At 42.6% G+C, this 24,669-nt stretch carries 37 protein-coding genes; 33 read left to right on the top strand and 4 right to left on the bottom strand.

The annotated features are described in order from the left end of the window. Positions 1-6 precede the first annotated feature (6 nt). From rpsJ to eno, 31 genes are all read left to right on the top strand, one after another. Positions 7-312, top strand: coding sequence for a 30S ribosomal protein S10 (gene rpsJ, locus AC3E9V_RS21470; protein ID WP_159585194.1), 306 nt, complete (start codon positions 7-9; stop codon positions 310-312). A 167-nt stretch (positions 313-479) separates the two neighbouring features. Then, positions 480-1,112: a 50S ribosomal protein L3 gene (gene rplC, locus AC3E9V_RS21465; RefSeq protein ID WP_488750222.1), complete on the top strand. Its 633-nt coding sequence runs from the start codon at positions 480-482 to the stop codon at positions 1,110-1,112. A 1-nt stretch (position 1,113) separates the two neighbouring features. Beyond that, positions 1,114-1,740, top strand: a complete 627-nt coding sequence (rplD, locus tag AC3E9V_RS21460) for a 50S ribosomal protein L4 (RefSeq protein WP_488750221.1) — start codon at positions 1,114-1,116, stop codon at positions 1,738-1,740. 1 nt (position 1,741) lies between these two features. Further along, complete coding sequence (gene rplW / locus AC3E9V_RS21455; protein ID WP_488750220.1) at positions 1,742-2,029, top strand: 50S ribosomal protein L23; 288 nt, start codon at positions 1,742-1,744, stop codon at positions 2,027-2,029. Between the two features lie 12 nt (positions 2,030-2,041). Further along, complete coding sequence (gene rplB, locus AC3E9V_RS21450) at positions 2,042-2,863, top strand: 50S ribosomal protein L2 (protein WP_488750219.1); 822 nt, start codon at positions 2,042-2,044, stop codon at positions 2,861-2,863. Beyond that, on the top strand, positions 2,863-3,141 hold the full coding sequence (gene rpsS, locus AC3E9V_RS21445; protein WP_488750218.1) for a 30S ribosomal protein S19: 279 nt from the start codon (positions 2,863-2,865) through the stop codon (positions 3,139-3,141). The genes rplB and rpsS overlap by 1 nt, the downstream gene beginning before the upstream one ends. 4 nt (positions 3,142-3,145) lie before the next feature. Continuing rightward, entirely contained in the window at positions 3,146-3,622 is a 477-nt protein-coding gene (gene rplV / locus AC3E9V_RS21440; protein ID WP_488750217.1) for a 50S ribosomal protein L22, read from the top strand. A 3-nt stretch (positions 3,623-3,625) separates the two neighbouring features. Further along, entirely contained in the window at positions 3,626-4,369 is a 744-nt protein-coding gene (gene rpsC / locus AC3E9V_RS21435; protein ID WP_488750216.1) for a 30S ribosomal protein S3, read from the top strand. A gap of 22 nt (positions 4,370-4,391) precedes the next feature. Then, positions 4,392-4,814, top strand: a complete 423-nt coding sequence (gene rplP, locus AC3E9V_RS21430) for a 50S ribosomal protein L16 (RefSeq protein WP_488750215.1) — start codon at positions 4,392-4,394, stop codon at positions 4,812-4,814. After that, a complete protein-coding gene (gene rpmC / locus AC3E9V_RS21425) occupies positions 4,811-5,005 on the top strand; it encodes a 50S ribosomal protein L29 (protein ID WP_488750214.1) in 195 nt (64 codons plus the stop codon). Before rplP ends, rpmC begins: the two co-directional genes overlap by 4 nt. Before the next feature lie 8 nt (positions 5,006-5,013). After that, the gene (rpsQ, locus tag AC3E9V_RS21420) at positions 5,014-5,268 is read left to right on the top strand and encodes a 30S ribosomal protein S17 (RefSeq protein ID WP_488750213.1); all 255 of its coding nucleotides are present in this window, start codon (positions 5,014-5,016) and stop codon (positions 5,266-5,268) included. Between the two features lies 1 nt (position 5,269). Beyond that, entirely contained in the window at positions 5,270-5,638 is a 369-nt protein-coding gene (gene rplN, locus AC3E9V_RS21415; RefSeq protein ID WP_488750212.1) for a 50S ribosomal protein L14, read from the top strand. 2 nt (positions 5,639-5,640) lie between these two features. After that, positions 5,641-5,982, top strand: a complete 342-nt coding sequence (gene rplX, locus AC3E9V_RS21410; RefSeq protein ID WP_488750211.1) for a 50S ribosomal protein L24 — start codon at positions 5,641-5,643, stop codon at positions 5,980-5,982. Further along, positions 5,975-6,529 carry a 50S ribosomal protein L5 gene (rplE, locus tag AC3E9V_RS21405; RefSeq protein WP_488750210.1) on the top strand — a complete coding sequence of 185 codons (555 nt, stop codon included), beginning with the start codon at positions 5,975-5,977 and terminating at the stop codon, positions 6,527-6,529. The genes rplX and rplE overlap by 8 nt, the downstream gene beginning before the upstream one ends. An 8-nt stretch (positions 6,530-6,537) precedes the next feature. Next, positions 6,538-6,807: a 30S ribosomal protein S14 gene (rpsN, locus tag AC3E9V_RS21400; protein WP_488750209.1), complete on the top strand. Its 270-nt coding sequence runs from the start codon at positions 6,538-6,540 to the stop codon at positions 6,805-6,807. Positions 6,808-6,892: 85 nt separating this feature from the next. Beyond that, on the top strand, positions 6,893-7,291 hold the full coding sequence (rpsH, locus tag AC3E9V_RS21395) for a 30S ribosomal protein S8 (protein WP_488750208.1): 399 nt from the start codon (positions 6,893-6,895) through the stop codon (positions 7,289-7,291). 13 nt (positions 7,292-7,304) lie between these two features. Then, positions 7,305-7,856, top strand: a complete 552-nt coding sequence (rplF, locus tag AC3E9V_RS21390) for a 50S ribosomal protein L6 (RefSeq protein WP_488750207.1) — start codon at positions 7,305-7,307, stop codon at positions 7,854-7,856. A 10-nt stretch (positions 7,857-7,866) separates the two neighbouring features. Beyond that, on the top strand, positions 7,867-8,214 hold the full coding sequence (gene rplR / locus AC3E9V_RS21385) for a 50S ribosomal protein L18 (protein ID WP_488750206.1): 348 nt from the start codon (positions 7,867-7,869) through the stop codon (positions 8,212-8,214). A gap of 9 nt (positions 8,215-8,223) precedes the next feature. Beyond that, a complete protein-coding gene (rpsE, locus tag AC3E9V_RS21380) occupies positions 8,224-8,742 on the top strand; it encodes a 30S ribosomal protein S5 (RefSeq protein WP_488750205.1) in 519 nt (172 codons plus the stop codon). 4 nt (positions 8,743-8,746) lie between these two features. Continuing rightward, positions 8,747-8,926: a 50S ribosomal protein L30 gene (rpmD, locus tag AC3E9V_RS21375; protein ID WP_488750204.1), complete on the top strand. Its 180-nt coding sequence runs from the start codon at positions 8,747-8,749 to the stop codon at positions 8,924-8,926. 1 nt (position 8,927) lies between these two features. Next, positions 8,928-9,377 (top strand): 50S ribosomal protein L15, encoded by a 450-nt coding sequence (rplO, locus tag AC3E9V_RS21370; protein ID WP_488750203.1) that lies wholly within the window; start codon positions 8,928-8,930, stop codon positions 9,375-9,377. A gap of 3 nt (positions 9,378-9,380) precedes the next feature. Next, entirely contained in the window at positions 9,381-10,706 is a 1,326-nt protein-coding gene (gene secY, locus AC3E9V_RS21365) for a preprotein translocase subunit SecY (protein WP_488750202.1), read from the top strand. Then, positions 10,706-10,924, top strand: a complete 219-nt coding sequence (gene infA, locus AC3E9V_RS21360; RefSeq protein WP_115868006.1) for a translation initiation factor IF-1 — start codon at positions 10,706-10,708, stop codon at positions 10,922-10,924. Before secY ends, infA begins: the two co-directional genes overlap by 1 nt. A gap of 6 nt (positions 10,925-10,930) precedes the next feature. Continuing rightward, positions 10,931-11,047 (top strand): 50S ribosomal protein L36, encoded by a 117-nt coding sequence (rpmJ, locus tag AC3E9V_RS21355; RefSeq protein ID WP_009034194.1) that lies wholly within the window; start codon positions 10,931-10,933, stop codon positions 11,045-11,047. Between the two features lie 3 nt (positions 11,048-11,050). Further along, complete coding sequence (gene rpsM / locus AC3E9V_RS21350) at positions 11,051-11,428, top strand: 30S ribosomal protein S13 (protein WP_488750201.1); 378 nt, start codon at positions 11,051-11,053, stop codon at positions 11,426-11,428. Between the two features lie 9 nt (positions 11,429-11,437). Further along, positions 11,438-11,830 (top strand): 30S ribosomal protein S11, encoded by a 393-nt coding sequence (rpsK, locus tag AC3E9V_RS21345; protein ID WP_488750200.1) that lies wholly within the window; start codon positions 11,438-11,440, stop codon positions 11,828-11,830. A 22-nt stretch (positions 11,831-11,852) separates the two neighbouring features. Beyond that, positions 11,853-12,455, top strand: coding sequence for a 30S ribosomal protein S4 (gene rpsD, locus AC3E9V_RS21340; RefSeq protein WP_488750199.1), 603 nt, complete (start codon positions 11,853-11,855; stop codon positions 12,453-12,455). A gap of 27 nt (positions 12,456-12,482) precedes the next feature. Continuing rightward, entirely contained in the window at positions 12,483-13,472 is a 990-nt protein-coding gene (locus AC3E9V_RS21335; RefSeq protein WP_488750198.1) for a DNA-directed RNA polymerase subunit alpha, read from the top strand. Between the two features lie 26 nt (positions 13,473-13,498). Beyond that, complete coding sequence (rplQ, locus tag AC3E9V_RS21330; protein WP_488750197.1) at positions 13,499-14,182, top strand: 50S ribosomal protein L17; 684 nt, start codon at positions 13,499-13,501, stop codon at positions 14,180-14,182. Between the two features lie 98 nt (positions 14,183-14,280). Continuing rightward, positions 14,281-15,390: a glutamine-hydrolyzing carbamoyl-phosphate synthase small subunit gene (gene carA / locus AC3E9V_RS21325; RefSeq protein ID WP_488750196.1), complete on the top strand. Its 1,110-nt coding sequence runs from the start codon at positions 14,281-14,283 to the stop codon at positions 15,388-15,390. Continuing rightward, positions 15,387-16,670 carry a phosphopyruvate hydratase gene (eno, locus tag AC3E9V_RS21320; RefSeq protein WP_488750195.1) on the top strand — a complete coding sequence of 428 codons (1,284 nt, stop codon included), beginning with the start codon at positions 15,387-15,389 and terminating at the stop codon, positions 16,668-16,670. Before carA ends, eno begins: the two co-directional genes overlap by 4 nt. A 90-nt stretch (positions 16,671-16,760) precedes the next feature. On the opposite strand, the gene AC3E9V_RS21315 is transcribed toward eno, so the two are convergent. After that, positions 16,761-18,635, bottom strand: a complete 1,875-nt coding sequence (locus AC3E9V_RS21315; RefSeq protein ID WP_488750194.1) for a cation:proton antiporter domain-containing protein — start codon at positions 18,633-18,635, stop codon at positions 16,761-16,763. A gap of 821 nt (positions 18,636-19,456) precedes the next feature. Here AC3E9V_RS21315 and AC3E9V_RS21310 point away from each other — a divergent pair. Both AC3E9V_RS21310 and AC3E9V_RS21305 read left to right on the top strand, forming a co-directional pair. Further along, the gene (locus tag AC3E9V_RS21310) at positions 19,457-19,759 is read left to right on the top strand and encodes an FtsB family cell division protein (protein ID WP_488750193.1); all 303 of its coding nucleotides are present in this window, start codon (positions 19,457-19,459) and stop codon (positions 19,757-19,759) included. Continuing rightward, positions 19,756-20,298, top strand: a complete 543-nt coding sequence (locus tag AC3E9V_RS21305) for a hypothetical protein (RefSeq protein WP_488750192.1) — start codon at positions 19,756-19,758, stop codon at positions 20,296-20,298. The genes AC3E9V_RS21310 and AC3E9V_RS21305 overlap by 4 nt, the downstream gene beginning before the upstream one ends. A 392-nt stretch (positions 20,299-20,690) precedes the next feature. On the opposite strand, the gene AC3E9V_RS21300 is transcribed toward AC3E9V_RS21305, so the two are convergent. The 3 genes from AC3E9V_RS21300 to AC3E9V_RS21290 form a co-directional block, all read right to left on the bottom strand. Next, positions 20,691-22,418 (bottom strand): AAA family ATPase, encoded by a 1,728-nt coding sequence (locus AC3E9V_RS21300; protein WP_488750191.1) that lies wholly within the window; start codon positions 22,416-22,418, stop codon positions 20,691-20,693. Positions 22,419-22,420: 2 nt separating this feature from the next. Beyond that, entirely contained in the window at positions 22,421-23,497 is a 1,077-nt protein-coding gene (locus AC3E9V_RS21295) for an Ldh family oxidoreductase (RefSeq protein WP_488750190.1), read from the bottom strand. Between the two features lie 125 nt (positions 23,498-23,622). Then, the gene (locus AC3E9V_RS21290) at positions 23,623-24,564 is read right to left on the bottom strand and encodes a Ppx/GppA phosphatase family protein (RefSeq protein WP_488750189.1); all 942 of its coding nucleotides are present in this window, start codon (positions 24,562-24,564) and stop codon (positions 23,623-23,625) included. Positions 24,565-24,669: the final 105 nt, after the last annotated feature.

Below are 24,669 nucleotides of genomic sequence, written 5' to 3'. Positions count from 1 at the left end.
AAGATCATGAACCAAAAAATTAGAATAAAACTAAAATCATACGATCACAACTTGGTAGATAAGTCTTCCGAGAAGATTGTGAGAGCTGTCAAGACAACCGGAGCTGTTGTTAGTGGTCCGATTCCGCTTCCCACAGTTAAGGAAAAGTTTACGGTGCTCAGATCTCCACACGTAAATAAAAAGGCGCGAGAGCAATTTCAGCTTTGTACCTATAAACGGTTGGTGGATATTTACTCCAATAGCGCGAAGACAGTCGATGCTTTGATGAAGCTAGAGCTACCAAGTGGAGTTGATGTAGAGATTAAAGTCTAAGGACTGGTTAAGTAATCGGAAAAGAACCAATAACAGTTGATTATTGGTTCTTTTTTTATGCCAAAAGTTTATATAAATCTTTTGTTCGAATCTGGGAATTGCTATCTTTGCAGTCCTTTTTACGAAAATTTCATCCGGTAACGGAAAAAGAATAAATATCAAGCAAAATGCCTGGAATAATTGGTAGAAAAATAGGGATGACCAGCGTGTACAATACTGACGGTAAAAATGTCGCTTGTACGCTTATTGAGGCTGGTCCTTGTGTTGTGACACAAGTTAAAGACGTAAACTCTGACGGATATCGTGCCGTCCAGTTAGCTTATGGTGAGCGAAAGGAAAAAAATACACCGAAAGCATTGAAAGGACATTTTGCGAAAGCTAAAGCGACACCTAAGAGTAAAGTAGTTGAGTTTAGAGATTTCAGATCTGAGTTTGAAGATAAAGTTAAGCTTGGAAATGAAATTTCAATTAGTGATGTCTTTGCAGAGGAGGATTTTCTTGATGCTATAGGAACATCAAAAGGTAAAGGCTTTCAAGGTGTCGTAAAAAGACATGGGTTTGGTGGAGTCGGTCAGGCAACACACGGTCAGCACAATAGACTTAGAGCTCCTGGTTCTATTGGAGCCTGCTCTTTTCCATCCCGGGTATTCAAAGGATTGAAAATGGCCGGACGCACAGGAGGTGACAGGGTAAAAGTGTTGAACCTACGAGTGATGAAAATCTACCCGGAGAAGAATCTGATCTTAGTTAGTGGTTCAGTACCAGGTGCTAAAAATTCTTACGTAATACTAGAGAAATAAGATGAAACTTTCAGTTTTCAATACAAAAGGAGAAGAGACTGGCAGGGAAGTAAACCTTGACAAGAAAGTTTTTGGTATTGAGCCAAACGAACATGCTGTTTACCTTGAAGTGAAGCAGTACCTGGCCAATCAAAGACAAGGTACTCACAAGGTGAAAACCCGAAACGAAATTTCAGGATCTACTAAAAAGATCAAAAAGCAAAAAGGTACAGGTACGGCTCGAGCCGGGAGTATCAAATCTCCTATTTTCAGAGGAGGAGGAACAGTTTTCGGGCCTGAGCCAAGGGATTACAGCTTTAAGTTAAACAAAAAGGTTAAAGCTTTAGCCAAGCGATCAGTTCTTTCTGCTAAGGCTAAAGATAAGCAGATCAAGGTTCTGGAAGATTTGAACCTGGAGGCTCCTAAAACAAAGGATATTGTTGCTTTGCTTTCCGGTCTGGCTGTTAGCGATAAGAAGTCACTTCTTATTCTTGCTGATGTTAATAACAACATCTATCTAAGCGCAAGAAATCTTAAAAATGCGAAGGTATCCACTGCTGATGAAATGAGCACTTATGATTTGGTAAATGCTGAGCAGTTGATCCTCACCGAAAGTTCAATCGAAAAGATCAAAAACAGATTAGGCTAACATGGGAGTATTGATAAAACCTTTAGTGACTGAGAAAGTATCTGCCATGAATGAGCAGGGTAAGTATGGATTCGTTGTTGCCGGAAGCGCAAACAAGGTAACTATTAAGAAAGAAGTAGAGAAGACATACGGTGTTACCGTTGAAAGCGTAAATACTATGGTTCAGCCCGGTAAGGCTAAATCCAGGTATACAAAATCAGGTATTATAGAAGGAAAGACACCAGCATATAAGAAGGCTATTGTTAAGGTAGCTGATGGTGATATTATTGATTTTTATAGCGGAATATAAATAGACAGATAGATGGCTGTTAAGAAACTTAGACCCGTAACTCCAGGACAACGATATAGGATGGCGCCTGTCTTTGACGGCATCACCAAGTCCAAGCCTGAAAAAGGCCTCCTTACCTCTAAAGGTAAAAAAGGTGGTCGGAATAGTCAGGGTCGGATGACCGTGAGAAATGTCGGAGGAGGTCATAAGCAAAGACTCAGAGACATAGATTTCAAGAGGGATAAGCATGGAGTGCCTGCAGTAGTAAAAGCAATCGAATATGATCCGGTAAGAACGGCAAGAATTGCTCTGTTATTCTATGCTGATGGTGAGAAAAGGTACATCATAGCACCAGCCAACCTTTCTGTTGGGACAGAAATCATCTCCGGTCCCGGAGTTGCTCCTGAAGTAGGGAATGCACTGCCTTTATCAGATATTCCACTTGGTACGATTGTACATAATATAGAATTGAAGCCGGGCAAGGGTGGAGCAATCACCAGAAGTGCCGGCACGTATGCTCAGCTGGTTGCAAGAGAAGGTAAATACTCTACCGTAAAACTTCCTTCAGGTGAGATGAGAATGATCCTGAATACTTGCTACGCCACTGTAGGAACTGTATCAAACAGTGACTACATGAATGTGAAGCTTGGAAAAGCTGGTAGAAACAGGTGGTTAGGCAAGCGACCTAGAGTAAGAGGTGTCGCCATGAACCCGGTAGATCACCCGATGGGTGGAGGTGAAGGTAAAGCTTCAGGAGGTCACCCACGATCCCGAAATGGACTTTACACGAAAGGTAAGAAAACCAGAAAGCCTAATAAATATTCTGATAAGCTGATTATAACTAAGAGAAAATAATGGCAAGATCACTAAAAAAAGGCCCTTATATAGATTTCCGACTGGAGAAGAAAGTGGATACCATGACTGAGTCTGGAAAGAAGTCAGTTATCAAGACATGGTCCAGACGCTCGATGATCTCTCCGGATTTTGTAGGTCATACGTTTGCAGTTCATAACGGGAATAAATTTATACCGGTATTTGTAACTGAAAACATGGTAGGACATAAGCTTGGAGAATTTGCACCTACGCGAAATTTCAGAGGGCACATTGCTAAAAAAGATAAAGGCAAAAGATAATTAGATGGAAACTGCAGAAAAGAAATTAAAGAAGTCGGTCAGGATTCGTCTCCAAAAAGAAGAACTCAAAAAGCACAAGGAGGAAAATTCCGGAAAGCTTGGTGCGGTAAAAGCTTCTTTGAGGAACATTCCCACAGCTCCCAGAAAGATGCGTCTCGTAGCAGATATGATTCGGGGTCAAAGAGTGAGTCTTGCTTTAAACATTTTGCGATTTGACAATAAGCATGCCTCTAAAACGCTTGAGAAGCTTTTGATGACGGCTATTGCTGACTGGCAGGCACAAAATGAGGATGTTAGTATTGAAGATGCAGATCTGATTGTCAAAGAGATTTACGTTGATGGCGGCAAAATACTTAAGAGGTTGCGACCTGCTCCTCAGGGTAGAGCTCACAGGATCAGAAAGAGATCCAATCACGTCACCATAGTAGTAGCTGACGCGAATGAAAACAATACTAAAGCTGAAGAAAAAGAAACTAAATAATCAATGGGACAGAAGGTAAATCCAGTAGGTTTAAGATTAGGAATCGTCAAAGGATGGGATTCTGCCTGGTTTGGTGGAAAAGATTTTTCTGACAAGATCGTAGAAGATCATAAGATCAGGAAATACATCGATGCACGTATCCCTAAAGGAGGAATCTCAAGAGTAATCATTGAGCGTACTCTGAAGAGAATAACATTGACGATTCATACCGCTCGTCCCGGTGTTGTGATCGGAAAAGGAGGATCTGAAGTAGATAAGATCAAAGAAGAGCTTAAAAAGCTTACAGGCAAAGATCTTCAGATCAACATCTTTGAGATCAAGCGACCAGAGTTGGATGCCAAGCTTGTTGGCGAATCTATTGCACAGCAGCTTCAGGCACGTATTTCTTACAGAAGAGCTATGAAGCAGGCAATTGCCTCCGCAATGCGGGTAGGAGCTCAGGGAATCAAGATCAAAGTTTCAGGTCGTCTGGGTGGTGCAGAGATGGCACGTTCCGAGCAATACAAAGAAGGTAGAATTCCACTGCATACCCTTCGTGCAGATATCGATTACGCCATTTCAGAAGCCAATACCGTTTACGGAAAGATTGGCATCAAAGTATGGATCTTTAAAGGTGAAGTATTCGGTAAAAGAGATCTGTCGCCAAACGTAGGACTTACCAGCAATGCCGGACCAGGTCAGGGAGGACCTAGACGAAGAAGAGGTGGCGAAGGCGGCGGACCGAAAAGAAGACGTGATCGTAAATAATCTCATTAACGCGTAAAGGAAAATGTTACAGCCAAAGAGAACGAAATTCAGGAAAAGACAAAAAGGTAGAGTAAAAGGCATTGCCCAGAGAGGTCATAGATTAGCTTTTGGAAACTTCGGCATCAAGTCGATGGAGCCAGGCTGGATTACTTCTCGTCAAATAGAGTCAGCTCGTATCGCCGTTACCAGAGCGATGAAAAGAGAGGGGCAGGTATGGATCCGAATCTTTCCTGACAAGCCGGTCACTAAAAAACCTGCTGAAGTACGGATGGGTAAGGGTAAAGGTGCTCCTGAATATTGGGTAGCAGTGATAAAGCCCGGAACTATACTTTTCGAAGCATCCGGTGTACCAGCAGCTATGGCTGATGAGGCCCTGAGACTGGCCGCTCAGAAGCTTCCTGTTAAAACAAAATTTGTTGTTAGAAGAGATTACGTAGGAGAATGAAAAATTCAGAACTAAGAGGTTTAAGTCTTGACGAGCTGATGAATAAGCTCGCGGCTGAAAAAGAGAACTACAGCAAGCTGAAGTTCGCGCATAGCATTACTCCGATAGAGAATCCTATGAAGATCAAAGAAGCCAGAAAGCTGGTGGCCAGGATTCAGACTGAAATCAGAGCTAAAGAATTAAGTAAATAAACGCATCGATGGAAAGAAATTTGCGAAAAGAGCGTATCGGACATGTCGTCAGCAATAAAATGCAGAAGACCATTACCATCGCGGTGAATCGAAAAGAAAAGCACCCGATCTATGGTAAGTTTATCCGAAAAACGACAAAGTTCACAGCTCATGACGAAAAGAACGAATGCAACATTGGAGACACTGTTCGCATCATGGAAACTCGTCCGCTGAGTAAGAACAAAAGATGGAGATTAATAGAAATTATCGAACGAGCTAAGTAAGATGATACAGCAGGAATCAAGGCTAAATGTAGCAGATAACAGCGGAGCGAAGGAAGTACTTTGTATCCGTGTTTTAGGAGGTACTAAAAAGAGGTATGCTTCAGTTGGAGACACCATTGTAGTTTCAGTAAAAACTGCCCTGTCTTCAAGCGCTCTTAAGAAAGGCACGGTTTCCAAGGCTGTGATCGTTCGTACCAAAAAAGAGGTCAGAAGAAAAGACGGATCTTACATTCGATTCGAGGATAATGCTGCAGTTCTCCTGACAGCAAATAACGAACCTCGGGGAACACGGATTTTCGGCCCTGTGGCACGAGAGCTCAGAGAGCGTCAATACATGAAAATTGTTTCATTAGCACCAGAAGTACTATAGAGATGAGTAATCGTAAAGTAAATAAATTTCATATCAGGAAAGGTGACACTGTGAAGATCATTGCCGGGAATGACAAAGGGAAGACCGGTAAGGTACTGGAGGTGATCCCTGATAAATACCGAGCAATTGTGGAAGGTGCTAATTTGGTTACTAAACACACCAAACCTTCTGCTGCTAAACCAGAAGGAGGCAGAGAAGAGACTGAAGCCGCTATGCATATGAGTAATCTTATGTTGGTTGATCCGGCTTCAGGTGAGGCTACTCGTATCGGAAGAAAGAAAAACGATAGCGGAAAATTACAGCGATATTCTAAAAAAACCGGAGAATTTATCACGAATGGCTAGACCAAGACTAAAAGAGCAATACATCAAGGAAATCGTTCCTGCACTGAAAGAGAAGTTTCAGTACAGCTCCATTATGGAAGTACCTAAGCTGATCAAAATCTCAGTCAATAAAGGTATCGGGGCTGCTGTAGCAGATAAGAAACTCGTCGATGTTGGAGTGGAGGAGCTTAGCATGATCACCGGTCAGAAAGCTGTTCCTACAAAGGCCAAAAATTCTATCTCCAACTTTAAGCTGAGAGAAGGAATGCCTATCGGAGCTCGTGTGACATTGCGAGGTGACAAAATGTATGAGTTCCTGGATCGTCTTACTACTGTGGCGTTGCCTAGAGTAAGAGACTTCAGAGGTATAAAGGAAAAAGGATTTGATGGCCGGGGTAACTACACTCTTGGTATAGAGGAGCAAATCATTTTCCCTGAGATCAGCATTGATAAAGTGAATCGTATCACCGGAATGGATATCACTTTCGTTACTACTGCTAAAACAGATGAAGAAAGTTTAGCATTACTGAAGGCGTTTGGCATGCCATTCGTATCAGCAAAAAAATAGATAGAATTATGGCTAAAGAAGCAATAAAAGCAAGAGAAAGAAAGAGAGAAAAAATGGTTGCAAGATATGCTGAAAAACGAGCTGCTTTAAAAGCTGCTGGTGATTATGAAGCATTGGATAAGTTACCACGTAATTCCTCTAAAGTAAGGCTTCATAACCGGTGCAAATTAACCGGAAGACCTAAAGGATACATGAGAAAGTTTGGTGTCTCAAGGGTTACGTTTCGTGAGATGGCAAATGAAGGGAAAATCCCGGGAGTGACTAAAGCAAGCTGGTAATCTTTATTTCTTTCTTTACTTAGATATTTAAAAATATTCATTAATTTTGCACCCCTTTTTGGGGTATTTAATTGTATAAAAGATAATGGTAACAGATCCGATTGCAGATTATTTGACCAGGGTCCGGAATGCGATCAAAGCAAATCATCGCATTGTTGAGATTCCTGCTTCAAACCTTAAGCGTGAGGTGACGAAGGTATTGCATAATAAGGGGTTTATCACAAATTACAAGTTTGTGAAAGATGACAAGCAGGGGATTATCAAAATAGCCCTGAAATATAACCCTCAGACAAAGCAATCCGCGATCACAAGTCTGGAGAGGGCTAGTAAGCCCGGGCTCAGGAAGTATGCTGATGCGGAGAATCTTCCCAGGGTACTTAATGGTCTTGGAATCGCTATTCTGTCAACCTCCAAAGGTGTGATTTCGGACAAAGAGGCGAGAAGAGAGCATATCGGAGGCGAAGTGCTGTGTTACGTATATTAATAAAGAATTAGAAATGTCAAGGATAGGCAAAGCACCCATATCAGTACCTTCAGGAGTTTCAGTATCAGTAAGTAAGTCTTCTGTTACTGTGAAAGGTCCTAAAGGTGAACTAACTCAAGAGATTCATCCGGATATCCAGGTGAAAGTAGATGGCGATGTTGTGACATTGGCCAGACCCACTGAGCAAAAGCGACACAAAGCAATGCACGGGCTATATCGTTCTTTGATAAACAATATGGTGATAGGTGTCAACGAAGGTTATAAGAAGGAGTTGGAACTTGTAGGAGTGGGGTATAAAGCCACTGTGCAGGGGAAAGTTCTGGAACTAAACCTGGGGTATTCACACGCTATTTATTTTGCCGTACCAGAGGAGATCAATGTGGGTGCGGAAACGGCTAAAGGTCAAAACCCCAAAGTCTCTGTCGAAGGCATAGATAAGCAATTGGTAGGGCAGGTAGCTGCCAAAATTAAATCACTCAGAAAAGTTGAACCTTACAAAGGAAAAGGTATCCGATTCTTTGGTGAACATGTGAGAAGAAAAGCTGGTAAAACTGCTGCTAAATAATTAGAAAGACATGCCTGTAACTAAATTACAAAGGAGAAGACGCATAAAGCTTGGTATCCGCAGAAAGATAAGCGGTACCAGCACAAGACCACGAATTTCTGTTTTCAGAAGTAACAAGGGAATCTACGGTCAGATCATTGATGATATCAAGGGAGTAACTCTGGCAGCAGCTTCCTCTTTTGAAATAGGGAAAGAGAGAAACAATGTGGATGTTTCTAAGGAAGTAGGAAAAAAACTTGCTGAGAAAGCAAAAGCGGCTGGTGTGGAAACAGTGATCTTTGACAGAAGCGGGTATCCATATCACGGTAAAGTAAAAGCATTTGCAGAAGGCGCTAGAGAGGGTGGCCTTAAATTTTAAGATATTATTATGTCACAAAGCAATATAAAATCAGTAAAAGCCAGCGAAATAGATCTTAAAGAAAGGGTCGTTGCGATTAAGCGTGTAGCTAAAGTGGTGAAGGGTGGTCGTCGATTCAGTTTTTCTGCTATAGTGGTAGTTGGAGATAGTAATGGTGTCGTTGGTTACGGTCTTGGAAAGGCAAATGAGGTCACTGATGCTATCACCAAGGGTGTGGATGATGCTAAGAAAAACCTGGTACGTGTACCTCTTTTCAAGGCTACTGTACCTCACGAGTCAATCGGGAAATTCGGTGGTGGACTTGTATTGCTAAAACCTGCTGCGCCTGGTACCGGAGTTATAGCTGGTGGTGCGATGCGTGCAGTACTGGAGAGTGCAGGAATTCATGACGTTTTGGCCAAATCCAAAGGATCATCTAATCCACACAACGTGGTTAAAGCAACCTTTGATGCTTTGAATAAGATGAGAGATCCTTATGCAGTGGCTAAACAACGAGGAGTCGAGTTAGATAAAGTTTTCAACGGTTAAGAAGATGGCGAAAGTAGTAATCACACAGACCAAAAGTATTATTAAGCGTCCTAAGACCCAGACTAAGACAATCCAGGCTTTAGGACTTGGTAAGATCAATAAAAGTGTTAAAAAAGAATTGACGCCTCAGATTGCTGGCATGATCCAGAAGGTGAGTCATTTAGTTGATGTAAAAGAGCTTTAAGATGAGATTAGATTCATTAAAACCTGCAAGCGGGTCAACAAAAAATAGAAAAAGAATAGCCAGAGGTCAGGGTTCCGGAAAAGGTGGAACAGCGACAAGAGGACATAAAGGTGCCAAGTCACGATCCGGTTATTCAAAGAAGATAGGATTTGAAGGAGGACAAATGCCACTTCAAAGGAGGGTTCCTAAGTTTGGTTTTAAGAACAACAACAAAGTTGTGATGAAGCCGATTAATCTGGATGACCTTCAGAAATTAAGTGAAGACAAAAAACTGAAAGAGATAACTCCGGCTGTACTTCGTGAAAATGGAATGGCAGGTAAGAACGATACCATTAAGGTATTGGGTCGTGGTGAGTTATCAGCGAAGTTGACAGTGAAAGCACATAAGTTCTCAAAAACTGCTCAGGAAGCCATTGAGAAAGCCGGAGGTTCAATTTCGATAGAAGAGTAAACTATGAAAAAGTTTATACAGACCATAAAGAACATTTTTTCCATTGAAGAACTCAGAATAAGAATCCTAAATACCATAGGATTTCTTATCATTTTCAGATTGGGCTCTTTTGTGGTATTGCCTGGTGTAGATCCATCACAGTTGACTCAGGATGCCGGAGGTATATTTGGTTTGCTGAACACCTTCCTTGGAGGAGCTTTCAGCAGGGCATCTGTTTTTGGTCTGGGTATTATGCCTTACATCTCTGCTTCTATCGTATTGCAGCTGATGACGGTGGCAGTTCCATATTTTCAGAAACTTCAGAAGGAAGGAGACAGTGGCCGTAAGAAGATCAACCAGATCACTCGCGTGCTAACCATTTTTATCTGTCTGGCACAATCCGTAGGTTACATCAACGCAACGATTCCTGCAGAGGCAGTCAGTTCTCAGTTGAACCCATTCCTTTTCCAACTATCTTCAATGGTGATCCTCACAGCCGGTACGATTTTCTGTATGTGGCTGGGTGAACGAATTACTGATAAGGGAATCGGTAATGGTATCTCCATGTTGATAATGATTGGTATCATTTCAAGACTACCAGCATCGCTTTACTATGAAGTATTTGAGCTTAGAGGCTTGAGTGGTGCGTTGCTTTCTATTCTTGAGCTGGTGGCACTATTTTTAGTGGTAATGGCCACGGTAGCTTTAGTGCAGGCAACTCGTAGAATTCCCGTACAATATGCCAAGCAGGTAGTGGGAAATAAGGTGTATGGTGGTCAGCGACAGTATATTCCATTGAAGGTAAACTCCTCCGGAGTAATGCCCATTATCTTTGCGCAGTCCCTCATGTTCCTTCCGGCGCTTATAGCAGGTATCTGGCGAGAAGAGAGTGATATTGCTCAGTATATAGGAACGACCTTTTCAGATATTCAATCCTGGGAGTACAACTTATTGTTTGCAGTGCTGATTATCCTGTTTACCTTCTTTTATACAGCTATTACCATTAACCCGAATCAGATAGCTGACGATATGAAACGTAACGGAGGCTTTGTTCCTGGAATTAAGCCAGGCAAACAAACCTCTGAATTTATAGACAGTGTTTTAACTCGTATCACACTTCCAGGATCCTTCTTTTTGGCAGTGATTGCAATCCTTCCGGCTTTCGCAATGATGGCTGGCGTGAGTACAACTTTTGCTCAGTTTTATGGTGGCACTTCATTGCTGATTATGGTAGGAGTAATTCTTGATACTCTACAGCAGATCGAAAGTTACTTGCTGATGAGACACTACGAAGGAATGATGAAATCCGGAAGAGTAAAAGGTAGAACACAAAACGCAGCAGTAGCATAATGGCAAAGCAATCATCCATAGAACAAGACGGAACAATTGTAGAAGCATTATCTAACGCAATGTTTAGGGTAGAGCTTGAAAACGGCCATCAGGTTGTAGCTCATATCTCTGGCAAAATGCGTATGAACTATATTAAAATATTACCTGGTGACAAAGTGAAGTTGGAGATGTCACCTTACGATTTAACAAAAGGAAGAATCGTTTATCGCTATAAATAAGAAATTATGAAAGTTAAAGCATCCATAAAGAAGCGAAGCGTTGATTGCAAAGTGATCCGAAGAAAAGGAAAGCTTTACGTGATCAATAAGAAGAACCCTAAGTTTAAACAAAGACAAGGATAAGAAATGGCTAGAATTGCAGGAGTTGATATACCCGACAATAAGCGAGGTGAGATAGGACTTACCTACATATTTGGTATTGGAAAAAGTTCGGCACAAAAGATTTTAGCCGAAGCAGGGGTAGACCCTAACAAAAAAGTGCAGGACTGGTCAGACGATGAGTCCGGAAGCATTCGAACCATCATCAGTGAGCAATACAAAGTAGAGGGTGTATTGAAGTCTGAGGTGCAGCTTAGTATCAAAAGGCTTTTGGATATTGGATGTTACAGAGGGCTACGGCATAGAAAAGGTCTTCCTGTGAGGGGCCAAAAGACCAAAAATAATGCACGTACCAGAAAAGGTAAGCGAAAAACTGTTGCGAATAAGAAAAAAGCTGTTAAGTAATCAATAGAGATGGCGCAAAAGAGAAAAGATAAGGCAAAAAAGAGAGTAGTTGCGGTTGATGCCAATGGACAGGCACATATTCAGGCTACTTTCAATAACATCATTATTTCAATAACCAATAGCCAGGGTCAGGTTATTTCCTGGGCTTCTGCAGGCAAGATGGGCTTCAAAGGTTCTAAAAAGAACACTCCATATGCTGCCCAGGTTGCTGCTCAAAACTGCGCTTCAGCGGCTTATGAGCAAGGGTTGAGAAAAGTTGAGGTGTTTGTAAAGGGACCTGGTGCTGGTAGAGAATCAGCTATAAGAACCATCCAGAATACGGGGATTGAGGTGACATTGATAAAGGATGTAACCCCTTTGCCTCACAATGGATGTCGTCCACCAAAAAGAAGAAGAGTTTAATAGCAAAATACTGTAGAATAAAATGGCAAGATATACAGGGCCTAAAACCAAGATATCAAGGAAATTCGGGGAGCCGATCTTCGGAGCTAACAAAGCGCTGCAGAAAAAAAGCTACCCTCCGGGACAACACGGGCGAGGTAGAAGAAGAAAGCAGTCCGAATATGCTATTCAGCTTGCTGAAAAGCAAAAAGCAAAATACACCTATGGTGTACTTGAAAAGCAGTTCTCTAACATCTTTGTGAAAGCTTCGAGAAAGAGTGGTATTACCGGAGAGATCCTTTTACAACTTCTGGAGTCCAGACTGGACAATACAGTATTTCGTCTGGGTATTGCGCCGACCCGAAGAGCTGCCAGACAACTCGTTTCGCATAAGCATATCACTGTAAACGGTGAGATTGTTAATATTCCTTCCTTTACCCTAAAGGACAATGACCTTATAGGTGTACGGGAAAAGTCTAAATCACTAGAGGCAATCACAGATAGCCTTGCATCTAATTCAAGAAGGTACTCTTGGTTAGAGTGGGACGCTACAGGCATGGTAGGTAAATTTTTGAATGCTCCTACCAGAGAGGAAATTCCTGAAAATATCAAGGAACAACTCATCGTAGAATTGTACTCTAAGTAAGATTTTAAAAAACTTAAAGATAAAAATATGTCAATTCTAGCATTTCAAATGCCGGAGAAAGTGGTGATGGAGAAAGCCGATGATTTTCACGGCTTGTTCACCTTTAAACCACTTGAAAAGGGTTACGGCGTAACGATAGGTAATGCGCTAAGACGAATACTTTTGTCTTCACTGGAAGGCTATGCAATAACCAGTGTAAAAATACCTGGGGTATTGCATGAGTTCTCTACCATAGAGGGGGTCGTAGAAGATGTTAGTGAGATTATTTTGAACCTGAAAATGGTTCGGTTCAAGAAAATTTCTGACGTGGTAGAGAATAATATCACCATATCTGTCTCGAATCAAAAGCAGTTTACAGCAGGAGATCTCGGAAAAGCAACAAACTCTTTTGAGATCCTTAATCCGGACCATGTAATATGTAACCTGGACGAGAAAGCTCAGTTTGAGATTGAGCTGACTGTGGAAAAAGGGAGAGGTTATGTGACGGCTGAAGAGAATAAACCAGCAGATCAAAACTTTGGTCACATTGCCATCGATTCTATTTTTACCCCGATCAAAAACGTTAAGTACAGCGTTGAAAACACGCGGGTGGAGCAGAAGACTGACTATGAGCAGTTGATCATAGATATTGAGACTGATGGATCTATCCATCCTGAAAATGCACTGAAAGGAGCAGCAAACATCCTGATCCAGCATTTCATGTTGTTCTCTGATCAAAACATGATCCTTGAGTCACAAGAGAAGGGTGAGCCTGAGCAGGTTGATGAAGAACTTCTGCATATGAGAAAGCTTCTGAAAACTTCGCTTAATGATCTGGATCTTTCAGTACGGGCTTATAATTGCCTGAAAGCAGCAGACGTTCGCACTTTAGGAGATCTTGTAAACCTTGAGATCTCAGATATGATGAAGTTTAGAAATTTCGGTAAGAAATCGCTGGCAGAGCTGGAGCAGCTTGTAGCCGACAAAGGTCTGACTTTTGGAATGGATCTTTCTAAGTATAAATTGGACGAGGAATAATGAGACACGGTAAGAAATTTAACCATTTGAGCAGAACAGCATCACATAGAAGTGCGATGCTTTCCAATATGGCTTCTTCATTGATTCTCCACAAAAGGATCAATACTACTGTAGCTAAAGCAAAAGCTTTAAGAAAGTATGTAGAGCCACTGATCACTAAGGCTAAAACCGATACTACACACTCTCGACGAGTAGCTTTTTCTTACCTGCAGAATAAGGAATCCGTACATGAACTTTTCGGACCTGTTGCAGAAAAGATTACGGCCAGACCTGGAGGATACACCAGGATCATTAAGACAGGTATCCGTTTAGGTGATAACGCCGAGATGTGCATGATGGAGCTGGTTGATTTCAATGAGCTGCTTATACAGGAAGCTGATTCCTCCAAGTCCAAGACAAGAAGGTCTCGAAGAGGAGGAAAGAAAAAGGCAGATTCTACACCAAAAGCTGAAGCAACTGAGGCCAAGGTAGAGGAAGCGCAGGTAGTGGAAGAGAAAGAAGAGGAGACTCCTGAAGCTTCAGGAGAAGCAGAAGCTGCTCCTGCCGAAAAGGGGGAAGCTAAGAAAGAAGAGGTAGAGGCTAAGAAAGAAGAAAAAGCGGAAGCTAAAGCTGAAGAGAAAGAGGAGTCTAAAGAATCTAAAAAGGACCAAAAAGCTGATGAAGGATCAGCAGATGCAGATTCTTCTGAAGAGAAGAAGAAAGATGAGTAATTCATTCCAAAATAATATTTCAAAAAAGGGGTTAAGGTTGACTTAATCCCTTTTTTTATATCTAAATACTGAACGATTATTTCTTATTTTTGCAAGCCATGAAACAACCTCAAAAAAAGAAAGCAATACTCTTACTGGCTGACGGATCTTTGTTTGAAGGATACTCTATAGGTAAACAGGGTACCTCAGGTGGCGAGATCTGTTTTAATACCGGGATGACTGGTTACCAGGAGATCTATACTGACCCGTCTTATTATGGTCAAATTATTGTAAACACTACAGCTCATATTGGGAACTATGGGGTGCATAAGGATGAGGATGAATCAGCACACCCAATGATCAAAGGGATTGTAGTTAATGACTTTACGTACCAGTATAGCCGGAATACCGCTTCAGACGGCTTGCATGAGTACCTGGAAAAACACAATACGGTTGGCATAACAGGCGTAGATACACGCAAAATAGTTCGTCATATTCGTACCAAAGGTGCAATGAATGCGATCATCTCTTCGGAGATATTTGATATTGACGAACTAAAGGCTAAGCTGGATGAAGTTCCGAGTATGGAATCGCTTGAACTCTCCAGCGAGGTAACTACGAAAGAACCCTATGAACTGGGGAATGGAAATACAGGCTACCGGGTAGCTGTTCTGGATTATGGGATAAAGCGTTCTATTCTGAAGAACCTGGATATACGAAATTGCCAGCTCAAGGTATTCCCGGCGAGAACTTCATTAAAAGAGCTTAAAGAATGGAATCCTGATGGCTACTTTCTTTCCAATGGTCCGGGAGATCCTGCAGCTATGGATTATGCGGTAGATACAGTAAAGGAATTGCTCAACGAAGGGCAGCCAGTGTTTGGCATATGCCTGGGTAATCAGCTTCTGGCGCGGGCCGTAGGTATTGATACATTTAAAATGCACCATGGACACCGAGGACTTAACCATCCGGTGAAAAATCTTGGAACCGGAAAGAGTGAGGTAACTTCGCAGAATCACGGTTTTGCAGTAAAACTCGACTCTCTTAAAGGGTCCAAAGTAGCAGAATTAACCCATCTGGACTTAAATGATAATACCGTAGAAGGACTAAGACTTAAAGGAAAGCCGGCCTTTTCGGTACAATATCACCCGGAATCATCTCCAGGACCCCATGATTCCACCTATTTATTTGACGATTTTATTCAACTAATTAAAGATCAAAAATCATGAGTATTATTGAGAGCGTACATGCCAGACAAATTTTAGACTCAAGGGGTAATCCTACTATAGAAGTAGATGTAATTACTGAAAACGGATTTCTGGGACGTGCTGCTGTACCTTCCGGAGCTTCTACAGGTGAAAATGAAGCTGTTGAGCTGAGAGATGGAGATAAGAGTAAGTATTTGGGAAAGGGAGTTCTCAAAGCAGTGGACAATGTCAACGAGGTTATTGCTCCTGAAATTGTAGGTTATTCAGTGTTTGATCAGAAACTGATCGATGACCTGATGATCGACCTGGACGGTACCGAAAATAAATCCAAGCTTGGAGCGAATGCAATTTTGGGTGTGTCTCTGGCTGTAGCTAAAGCGGCGGCAGATGAATCCGCTCAACCTCTTTTCAGGTATCTGGGTGGAGTAAATGCCCATATTCTACCGGTTCCAATGATGAATATTATCAACGGTGGATCACACTCTGATGCTCCTATTGCATTTCAGGAGTTTATGATCCGTCCTGTAGGTGCACCTACTTTCAGCGAAGCATTAAGGATGGGAGCTGAGGTTTTCCATAACCTCAAAAGCATTATCAAAGAAAAGGGACTTAGCACTGCTGTTGGAGATGAAGGTGGTTTTGCACCGAATTTTTCAGGGGGTACTGAAGAGGCTTTGGATAGCGTGTTGAAGGCGATTGACAAGGCCGGATATAAGGCAGGTGATGACATCACCATTGCTATGGATTGTGCATCGTCAGAATTCTACGAAGATGGGAAGTACAATTATGCCAAGTTTGAAGGCGATGGTGGTAAAGTGAGAACAAGAGAAGAGCAAGTGGCTTACCTGGCTGAGTTGGTAGAAAAGTATCCGATAGATAGTATTGAAGATGGATGCGATGAGAACGACTGGGAGGGATGGAAGCTGCTGACAGAAAAGATCGGCTCCAAATGTCAACTTGTAGGTGATGACTTACTGGTAACAAACGTAAAATTCCTCAAAAGAGGAATCGATGAGAAAGCAGCTAACTCTATTTTGATCAAGGTGAATCAGATAGGCACACTTTCTGAAACCTTTGCAGCCATCGAAATGGCTCACAAAGCCGGGTGGACCGCTGTGGTTTCTCACAGAAGTGGTGAGACTGAGGACAGCACCATTGCAGATATAGCCGTGGCGCTCAACACAGGTCAGATCAAAACCGGCTCCATGTCAAGGTCAGATAGAATGGCTAAATACAATCAGCTGCTTAGAATTGAAGAAGAGCTGGCCGATACAGCAGTGTATCCTTCTAAGAAGAAGTAGCCCTTAAAAAACATAAATTTTATATACTGAAAAGCCGAGGTGACATTTCACTTCGGCTTTTTGCATGTTATAGGCAATACAGGTAAAAGCCTAAATTACCTTTTTCCTTTCTTCAAGAATTTCTCTAAACTGAGCTAATGCTGTACTGTTTCCAATGACCGTGATCACATCACCAATGAGGAGCCTGGTATCACCGTGAGGAATGAAGATCTCTTTTCTTCTGCGATGCATAACCAGTGATCCCGTGGGAGGGAAAGCTACTTCCTTGACTAACTTTCGGTGGAGAGATTGTTTTGTCACCTGAATCTCTTCTATACGATACATACCAAAGCTCTCTGAAAGTGAGGCAACTGAATCCGGTCGCACTATTAGTTCCTCCACATGGTTAGCGAGGATTTCGTCATTATCGATCAGCTCTATTTCAGAATTTGGATCTATTAACTCGCGCGTTGCTGATTGTTTTCTCGTAATCAATTTACTGTGATTCAGCTCTTTCTTTATAAAGGTGGCTAGCTTATTATTCAGTGTCTTTGACTCTGTAAGCACTATAACCAGATCAGGGGTTCGGATATCAAGCCCATTGATCACCTCTTCGTTTAGATTCTCTACGTGTCTGAAAGGCAAACTTTTACGCTCAAATTCACGGGCTATATTTCCATTCTGTAAGAGAGTAAGACATGGCAGGTCATGTATTTTGATCCGCTCTGCCAGCAATAGACTTGCCCTACTTCCCCCCAGTAAGTAAATGTTATGATATTGATCTCCTGAATGATGGAGTAGTTTATATAACAAAGGGGAGATAAGACTAGTAACAATGGCAGCCGAAACTATACCCGCATTATCAGCCGGGCTGATCACTTCTAATGAAAGACCGATCTGGGCGGTTGCAATTGCCAGTCCCATCCTTGCTGTAAGTAACACACCCCCTGCAAGAGCTTTTTTGGCTCCGAAAACTTTTATCATGATCAATGCTGGTATCACCTGAGTTATAAAGAAACCTGCAATTAATGTAAGAATAAAAGGGATTGACTCTCTAAACTGACTCAAAGCAGACACCTCGAGGTTTACTCCCACCATAATGAAGAAGATGGGGATGAAGAATCCATAGCTCATGCCATCCAGTTTAAACAGGAGTGCCGACCGTTCCTTATTGATAAAAAGACTTAGTAGGGTGCCGGCAAAGAAAGCTCCCATGACCAACTCTGTATTGATCAGGTGAGCAATAATGACAAAAAACATTAACAGGGCTACTGTTCCCCGGACTCTTATCTGACTTGCCGCATGCTCCAGGGTATAAAGTAGGTTTTGAAAAGTTCTGACCTTGATCAGTCGCTTACCCACATAATAGGTGATAACAAATACAATAAAGATGACTGTAAAGAGTAGCAGCTCGAATTGAAACCCTTGTTTCAGGACACCTGAGTAAACTGATATCAGAATGATACTCATAATGGTGGCAATGGCCCCTTCCATTAGCATGATCTGCCCAAATTTCCTGGTCATCTCCCCATCAGCTTTGAGTATAGGTACAATTACGCTTAAAGCTACCGTAGGTAGCAGCAAGGTAAAGAAAACGATATCAACACCCAGGAAGTGGTTGGCTAACCAGGCAAATGGCAGTGCCAGCAAGAGAGAGCCTGCGTAGATAAATATGGCCAGCAGTAATGAATTACTGACCAGGTCAATCATTTTGATCCTGCCGCGTGGTAGAGAAGAAATGATCTTGTTGATATCAATCTCTAAACCTGCAAGGAAAATCAGAAATAAAAAGCCGGTGGAGGCAAGAAAGTCTATATAGGGCGCTTTATCTACCCAGTCGAGCACAAAGGGGCCGATAATTACTCCCATTATGATCTCTACTATTACGGCGGGAACTTTAGATATTTCCAGCCAGGAGAGTATAAGGGGAACGATCCATGCTACGATGAAAATAATAAACAGTGGCCAATAATTGATACTATCCATAGTCGGTTTTTGTGGTACGGTTGTGGTTTATCTCTAAAATAGTAAAGAAATTTTATATCGTTTTAGGGTAGCCTTTTTTACAATTAAGGTTAAGATTTGTTGACTTATCTGATCCTAGAATGTTCAGCTTCAGACTTCCACTCTTTACTGATCTTATAAAGGTTCAAAATCATCATGAAAACACTAATTCCAATTAGAAAACTAAAAAGAATTTCAGGAGAAGGCGGGGAGATGGGTTTGCTGAGTCGGCCAATATATGTGACTAAAAAGAGGATCAGGAGGGTTTGTAGATAAAGGTGGATTCCCCAATAAAGTGATTTGGTTGCTTTTCTTTTTCCTGACCATAAATAAACGGGGATTAAGATGATAGCTATATAACCAATTGTTCCAAATACAAACTTTATTTCCAGAAGTGAAAGCTGGTTGACTTGAAAGTTTGAAAATAGAAAGAAAAAATGGATGAGGTGATTTAGCCCAAACAGCGAAATGGTTAGTGCAAAGTTCAATTTAGATTTTTCACTATTGAAAATATTCTTCAGTCCTGTGAAACCAACCCACCCGAGTATAACAACCAGTATTACAAATGATGTCCGGGCAGAATATCGGGCGGCCAGCTGATACATAATTGCGGTATCCCACAGGCTTAAATAACCAGACAAGTATAATATGCCTAGTTCCCAGCCGATGAGAAATACGCTTGCAAGAAGGGCTTTTTTCCACATTTTAGTAAATTAGTTGATAATGTTACCAGGTCCAAGCTTTGGCAGTTGCAGTAGCCTCTTTTAGTAAAGAATACAGGATATTGCTTATCTTTATGCTCAATGAAGAACTTATATCACAGAATCCCTCCGATTTTCAGGAATTTTTATTTCCTCTCAGGGTTATTTTTCCTTGTGTGGATGCTGTTCTTTGATTCCAATGATCTGATCACCCAGGTGAAGCTGAGCAATAAGCTTTCAGAGCTTGAAGCTACAAAGGAGTTTTACGAAAATAAAATCGTAGAAGTGAAGAATGATCGAGAAGCACTGCTAAATGATAAAGAGCTCCTGGAGAAGCTGGCCCGCGAAAAGTACCTGATGAAAAAAGAATCTGAAGACCTGTTTATCGTTGTAGAAGAGGAATGAAAGCTAAGTATCTAATCACAACACTGCTTCTCATTGCAGTGACACTCCCTGCATTATCTCAGTACCGTCAGTCTTCCGGGCGGAGCGGTGGCAGCAACAACTTTACTGATCGTATCTACTTTGGAGGAGGTGGTGGATTTAGTGGGGGTACAAATTATGTCAACCTGAGTGTGTCCCCTTTAGTGGGTTATAAAATAACAGAGCGATTTTCTGCCGGAATGCAGCTCACCTACCAGTATGTAAAGTTTTTTGACGCTAAAATCAACAATTACGGTGGAGGACCTTTTTTACGTTTTAACGTAACGGAGAAGCTGTTTGCTTACTCTCAGTATGAGTACATGAATTTTGGCACCAATGCTTCTGAAGAGCGATTTGATTTTAGTAGTCTCTTTGTAGGTTTGGGATACTCAGAACCTATTAGTGACAGGGTTGCATTCAATATAACTGCTCTTTATAATTTACTTTATCGGGATGGCACTAAAAGTCCCTACCAAAGCCCTTTGGTATTCAGAGTGGGGATTGTAGCCGGGCTTTTCTAACAAAATCACTTTAAAACACTCCACGCTCCCCGCGGTTTCTTCCTAAAGAGAGGCATGCAGATTTCTGAAGCCATTATTTTACTGGTGATTTCAACTGCAGCCCTGAGGAAGGGAATAAAAAGTTGAGTTTGAAAAAAGTGGTTATAAAATTCACCATTTTGGCCATACTTGTTGGCTAATGGATTTCTGGTTTTTGGCTAGTGTGATGATTTGTAAGAAAGGTGACTGAATTTTTGATGTTATTTTTTCTTCAGACCGGTTCGCGTAGACACGCGGTTCCCCGCCGGGACAAAATTTGAGGGCATAGCAGGGTTATGGCAGAAAATTTTAACACAGTATGACGGAAAAAGAGCGCAAAAATAGTTGGCTTTTTTACGAGTCAGCACACTAAGTCAATCTGAAATGTACAATCGGGCCATTTTGATGGTGTCATAGTCCAGGCTGCCATTCATGGCATTGTAGATGTACCCCAGCTTTATGCGTCCTTCTTTGTCCATAAACTCCTCATTCCCCTGCTGCTTGAGGCCGGTAATTACTTTTTCCACCTTGTCAATATCCTTTTGGTTAGGTTTAAACGGCTCCAGGTCGATCTCCGGATGACTTGTTTTAATGGTTTCCAGGTGGCCGATGATGGTTCCCAGCGAGAGGTCTCTTTCGAAAGCTATCTCATCCAGCTTTTTTCCATCTTCCAGGAGTTTTCTGGTTTTTTCGTAGGTGCTCTCTTTTTTCTCTTTTTTGTAATACGTTTTCTCCCGATCCTGATTTGACTGGATAATGTCCGGGTCGTTTGTACCACCACACTTTTCTATAAAGGTTTTGAAAGCAATGTCCCGGTCCTTTTCAGGAAATACATTGAGCCAGTCTTCACTTTCTTCAGAAAGTTCCTGAAACCGTTTATCCGCTTTTACAGAGAGCGGATCTAATGCCATGGATACGCGATTAATCCCTTTCAGATAAAGTCCGTCCCAGTTTTTGAGCCGGGAGAGGGCCACATATCCCTGCCCTGCCTCAAAGGTTTTGGAGAGATCCATCTCTGCCGCATCCAGGGTCATGCCCTGGCTTTTGTGAACGGTAATAGCCCATGCCAGCCGGAGGGGTATTTGCTTGTAAGAAGCCAGAATCGCTTCTTTTTCATCAGTTACGGTCCACTCTTCCGGTCTTACGGCAACCACCCTTCCGTAATCGCTATCCAGCTTTACCAGGGGGTAACCTTCCTCATCATCAAACCCGATGATGGTTCCTAAGGTACCATTGAAGTAACCTTTTTCAGCGTTGTTTCTGACAAACATGACCCGGGCGTCCAGTTTGAGCTCAAGTTCCGGCCCGGCTAAAACAGACTGCTTCAGTCCTTCCAGAATTTTGGCATTTCCTTTTGTTTCAGCATAGAAAACTCTGAGCGGGTTGTCATTTTCTTCCAGCCTTTTTTTGTTCATGGCGTCTACATCCGCATTATGCGTGTAGAGTTTCAGCGCTTTTTCATCTACATGTTCGTCTTCCAGCTTTTCCCTTAACCTGTCCAGGGAGTCATCCGAGATATCCTGCGAACGTATTTCAGATAAAACAATGGATAACATGTCACGTCCCTGTCGGTATTGCTGGTGCAAATAGCAAATTTTCAGGTGAGCTTCCACCCATACAGGGGCCATGAAGGCAAACTTCTCCCGGTTGGTCATCGGCTCTCTGGAAACCGGTGGGAGCTGAAAGAAATCTCCGGATAAAATGACCTGGAGGCCTCCAAAGGCTTCGCTGCTTTTTCGAAAATGCTTTAAAATATCACTGATCCCGGTCAGCACCATTCCCGAGAGCATGGAGATCTCGTCGATGATGAGCACTTTCGTTTTGACCAGGCGAGAAACTGTTTGCTTGTTTTTGGCAATACGGTCAAGGTCTTTTTTTGAGATGGATTTACTTATACCGATCCCTGACCAGGAGTGAATGGTCTGCCCCCCGATATGGGTGGCTGCTATGCCTGTAGATGCGGTGATGGCTATTGGAACCTCACGCCTTCTCAGGTATTCGATGTACTGATTGAGCAGATAAGTCTTACCCGTCCCGGCAGACCCTGTCAGATAGACATTCTGACCAGATTTGAGGATGGAAAGTGCAGTTTGCTGATCCAAAACTATTCGGGAAAATCTATTCCAAATCGGTTACCAAGCTCTTTGAGATCTTCTGCTACCGGATCAAGCAGGGGAATACCTTCTCTTTTCCGTTCTTGTTCCAGTTTGCGTTCCGGGTCACCGGGGATCAACACATCGTGCCCTTTCATGACCGGCTCAGCGCTCCTGAACCGGGTTATCCAGTTGTCCATGTGGGATTTAAATTCGCCAGCCGGCCTGAATCCATCGATCCTCAAGGCTCCGAAGAAGTGGCCTATTCCCTTACCCACCGGGTCAGCAGGGGGATCCAGAAAAGCTACAAACGGCGGTACCCAGGGACCATAATTAGCTCCGGAAAGAACCGCTGAGAAAATATCGACCACCGATGATAAGCCATAGCCTTTGTGTGATCCGTGTTCGCGATCTCCACCTAAGGGAAGTAATGCTCCGCCGTTTTTCACCCCAAACGGATCTGTAGTAGGTTCGCCATTTTCATCCTGTACCCATCCTGTAGGCGTTTTTTGCTGTTTACGCTGCAAGATCTCCAGCTTTCCATTCGCAGCTGTGGTGGTGGCCATATCCAGGACAAAAGGCGGCTCTTTATCGGCAGGGATGGCGACTGCAATAGGGTTGGTACCCAGGAGCCTTTCCCTGGAAAAGGTAGGAGCTACCAGCGGACTGGCATTGGTCATCGCAATACCAATACAGTCCTCTTCCAGTGCCATCATGGCATAGTACCCTGCAATCCCGTAATGATTTGAGTTTCTTACGGAGACCCATCCGGAGCCTACGTTTTTAGCCTTCTCAATGGCCAGCTTCATAGCCTCGGGTCCCACGACAAGCCCCAAACCCGAATCCCCATCGATGACACCTGTGCTTGGTGTTTCATGGATGGTTTTTATCACCGGTTCAGTGTTTACCCTGTCTTTGTCAATTAATCGGATGTATCCGGAAAGCCTGGCCACCCCATGGGAGTCTACACCCCGCAGATCTGCACTTAGCAATACACCTGCAGCTTTTCTTGCTTCCTTCTCGCTACAACCAGCAGCCTCTAAAACGGATTTTGTAAACTGAAAAAGTTGGTCGTGAGGTACTACCATTCGGTAAAAATTTTTTTAAGCGTTAGTTAATCACCTGACGAAAAAGTCGGATGGCAAATTACATAAGAAAGTACGAAAGGATGAAATACTGCAATGGATTATTCCAATTAATCAGAGCATGCTGATCACAATAAGGATTCTTTTTTCAGAGAGTGAAGGGTGCCAAGTAAAACCCCTTCTTTCAGCGCGTAGGCAGAAACCCTGATTTGACTGAGGTGCAGGCGTGAGATGACAAAATTTATAAGGACGCCGGCCACAACGATCATATCTACCCTCAGTGGGATCATTCCGGGAATAGCCAGCCGCTCTTTTTTACTTTTTACTAAAAGGTCCTCATAGATCTCTTTAAAAGCATCCAGGGTCAATGGAAGTTCCGTCTGGTCCTGAGAGCGTTCCAGCTCATTCTTTAACCCGTAGATATCACTGAGGGTGTCAAAAGTACCTGAGGATCCGATCAGGGTTTTTGGTTTATATTCAGACCAAACCTGGAAAAGTTCCTGTAGGTTTTCTTCCAGGTAATCCTCTACCTGGCGGATCTCATCTTCCAGAATGGGATCATGACGGTGAAATTTTTCGACCATTCTCAGTCCGCCGATCTCAAAGCTTTGCTTCCACAGGATCTCGTGACTGGTGCCTATAATAAACTCTATACTCCCTCCGCCAATGTCCATAATGAGACTCGGGGCGTCACCTATTTCCATGGCTTTCTTCACCCCATAGTAGATGTATTCAGCTTCCTGCATTCCCGAGATTACGCGGGTAGAGATCCCGGTTTCCTTTTGGATGATATCCACCAGTTCCAAACCGTTTTTGGCATTGCGGATAGCACTGGTAGCCGTTGCAAAGACATCCTCAGTCTGGTGAGTTTCTATGATCTCTTTGAAGTTTTTCAGGGTGGTTAGCGCTCGCTGACTGGCTTCCTCAGTGATCATTCCCTGGTTGATGCCATTCTCACCGATTTTCACTGCGGCTTTTTCACGATAAATAATATGGAAATCATCCTTCATCGCCTCCACTATGAGGAGGTGAAAGGTGTTGGTGCCCATATCAATTATTGCGATTCTCATATTCGCCCTGTTATTCCCGCCGCAAGATAACGTATTCTTGAAATATTACATTCCTATCCTTTTATTAACAAATATTTACTGTTTTTCATCCATGACCCGGGCTTC

The organism is Marinoscillum sp. HNIBRBA16962 (assembly GCF_057801515.1).
Note: the sequence above shows the minus strand (reverse complement) of the source record. Positions and strands in the feature narration are given on the sequence as shown.

What these genes read in the sequence shown, in the direction of transcription:
- rpsQ (WP_488750213.1), top strand. Translation starts at nt 5,014, where the DNA reads ATGGAAAGAAATTTGCGAAAAGAGCGTATCGGACATGTCGTCAGCAAT.
- rplX (WP_488750211.1), top strand. Translation starts at nt 5,641, where the DNA reads ATGAGTAATCGTAAAGTAAATAAATTTCATATCAGGAAAGGTGACACT.
- rplD (WP_488750221.1), top strand. Translation starts at nt 1,114, where the DNA reads ATGAAACTTTCAGTTTTCAATACAAAAGGAGAAGAGACTGGCAGGGAA.
- rplE (WP_488750210.1), top strand. Translation starts at nt 5,975, where the DNA reads ATGGCTAGACCAAGACTAAAAGAGCAATACATCAAGGAAATCGTTCCT.
- rpsD (WP_488750199.1), top strand. Translation starts at nt 11,853, where the DNA reads ATGGCAAGATATACAGGGCCTAAAACCAAGATATCAAGGAAATTCGGG.
- secY (WP_488750202.1), top strand. Translation starts at nt 9,381, where the DNA reads ATGAAAAAGTTTATACAGACCATAAAGAACATTTTTTCCATTGAAGAA.
- rplW (WP_488750220.1), top strand. Translation starts at nt 1,742, where the DNA reads ATGGGAGTATTGATAAAACCTTTAGTGACTGAGAAAGTATCTGCCATG.
- rplN (WP_488750212.1), top strand. Translation starts at nt 5,270, where the DNA reads ATGATACAGCAGGAATCAAGGCTAAATGTAGCAGATAACAGCGGAGCG.
- rplB (WP_488750219.1), top strand. Translation starts at nt 2,042, where the DNA reads ATGGCTGTTAAGAAACTTAGACCCGTAACTCCAGGACAACGATATAGG.
- AC3E9V_RS21305 (WP_488750192.1), top strand. Translation starts at nt 19,756, where the DNA reads ATGAAAGCTAAGTATCTAATCACAACACTGCTTCTCATTGCAGTGACA.
- AC3E9V_RS21295 (WP_488750190.1), bottom strand. Translation starts at nt 23,497, where the DNA reads ATGGTAGTACCTCACGACCAACTTTTTCAGTTTACAAAATCCGTTTTA.
- carA (WP_488750196.1), top strand. Translation starts at nt 14,281, where the DNA reads ATGAAACAACCTCAAAAAAAGAAAGCAATACTCTTACTGGCTGACGGA.
- AC3E9V_RS21315 (WP_488750194.1), bottom strand. Translation starts at nt 18,635, where the DNA reads ATGGATAGTATCAATTATTGGCCACTGTTTATTATTTTCATCGTAGCA.
- eno (WP_488750195.1), top strand. Translation starts at nt 15,387, where the DNA reads ATGAGTATTATTGAGAGCGTACATGCCAGACAAATTTTAGACTCAAGG.
- rplP (WP_488750215.1), top strand. Translation starts at nt 4,392, where the DNA reads ATGTTACAGCCAAAGAGAACGAAATTCAGGAAAAGACAAAAAGGTAGA.
- rpsK (WP_488750200.1), top strand. Translation starts at nt 11,438, where the DNA reads ATGGCGCAAAAGAGAAAAGATAAGGCAAAAAAGAGAGTAGTTGCGGTT.
- rplO (WP_488750203.1), top strand. Translation starts at nt 8,928, where the DNA reads ATGAGATTAGATTCATTAAAACCTGCAAGCGGGTCAACAAAAAATAGA.
- rplV (WP_488750217.1), top strand. Translation starts at nt 3,146, where the DNA reads ATGGAAACTGCAGAAAAGAAATTAAAGAAGTCGGTCAGGATTCGTCTC.
- rpmJ (WP_009034194.1), top strand. Translation starts at nt 10,931, where the DNA reads ATGAAAGTTAAAGCATCCATAAAGAAGCGAAGCGTTGATTGCAAAGTG.
- rpmD (WP_488750204.1), top strand. Translation starts at nt 8,747, where the DNA reads ATGGCGAAAGTAGTAATCACACAGACCAAAAGTATTATTAAGCGTCCT.
- rplR (WP_488750206.1), top strand. Translation starts at nt 7,867, where the DNA reads ATGCCTGTAACTAAATTACAAAGGAGAAGACGCATAAAGCTTGGTATC.
- rpsM (WP_488750201.1), top strand. Translation starts at nt 11,051, where the DNA reads ATGGCTAGAATTGCAGGAGTTGATATACCCGACAATAAGCGAGGTGAG.
- rpmC (WP_488750214.1), top strand. Translation starts at nt 4,811, where the DNA reads ATGAAAAATTCAGAACTAAGAGGTTTAAGTCTTGACGAGCTGATGAAT.
- rpsE (WP_488750205.1), top strand. Translation starts at nt 8,224, where the DNA reads ATGTCACAAAGCAATATAAAATCAGTAAAAGCCAGCGAAATAGATCTT.
- AC3E9V_RS21310 (WP_488750193.1), top strand. Translation starts at nt 19,457, where the DNA reads ATGAAGAACTTATATCACAGAATCCCTCCGATTTTCAGGAATTTTTAT.
- rpsJ (WP_159585194.1), top strand. Translation starts at nt 7, where the DNA reads ATGAACCAAAAAATTAGAATAAAACTAAAATCATACGATCACAACTTG.
- AC3E9V_RS21290 (WP_488750189.1), bottom strand. Translation starts at nt 24,564, where the DNA reads ATGAGAATCGCAATAATTGATATGGGCACCAACACCTTTCACCTCCTC.
- rpsN (WP_488750209.1), top strand. Translation starts at nt 6,538, where the DNA reads ATGGCTAAAGAAGCAATAAAAGCAAGAGAAAGAAAGAGAGAAAAAATG.
- rpsC (WP_488750216.1), top strand. Translation starts at nt 3,626, where the DNA reads ATGGGACAGAAGGTAAATCCAGTAGGTTTAAGATTAGGAATCGTCAAA.
- rplF (WP_488750207.1), top strand. Translation starts at nt 7,305, where the DNA reads ATGTCAAGGATAGGCAAAGCACCCATATCAGTACCTTCAGGAGTTTCA.
- rplC (WP_488750222.1), top strand. Translation starts at nt 480, where the DNA reads ATGCCTGGAATAATTGGTAGAAAAATAGGGATGACCAGCGTGTACAAT.
- infA (WP_115868006.1), top strand. Translation starts at nt 10,706, where the DNA reads ATGGCAAAGCAATCATCCATAGAACAAGACGGAACAATTGTAGAAGCA.
- rpsS (WP_488750218.1), top strand. Translation starts at nt 2,863, where the DNA reads ATGGCAAGATCACTAAAAAAAGGCCCTTATATAGATTTCCGACTGGAG.
- AC3E9V_RS21335 (WP_488750198.1), top strand. Translation starts at nt 12,483, where the DNA reads ATGTCAATTCTAGCATTTCAAATGCCGGAGAAAGTGGTGATGGAGAAA.
- rpsH (WP_488750208.1), top strand. Translation starts at nt 6,893, where the DNA reads ATGGTAACAGATCCGATTGCAGATTATTTGACCAGGGTCCGGAATGCG.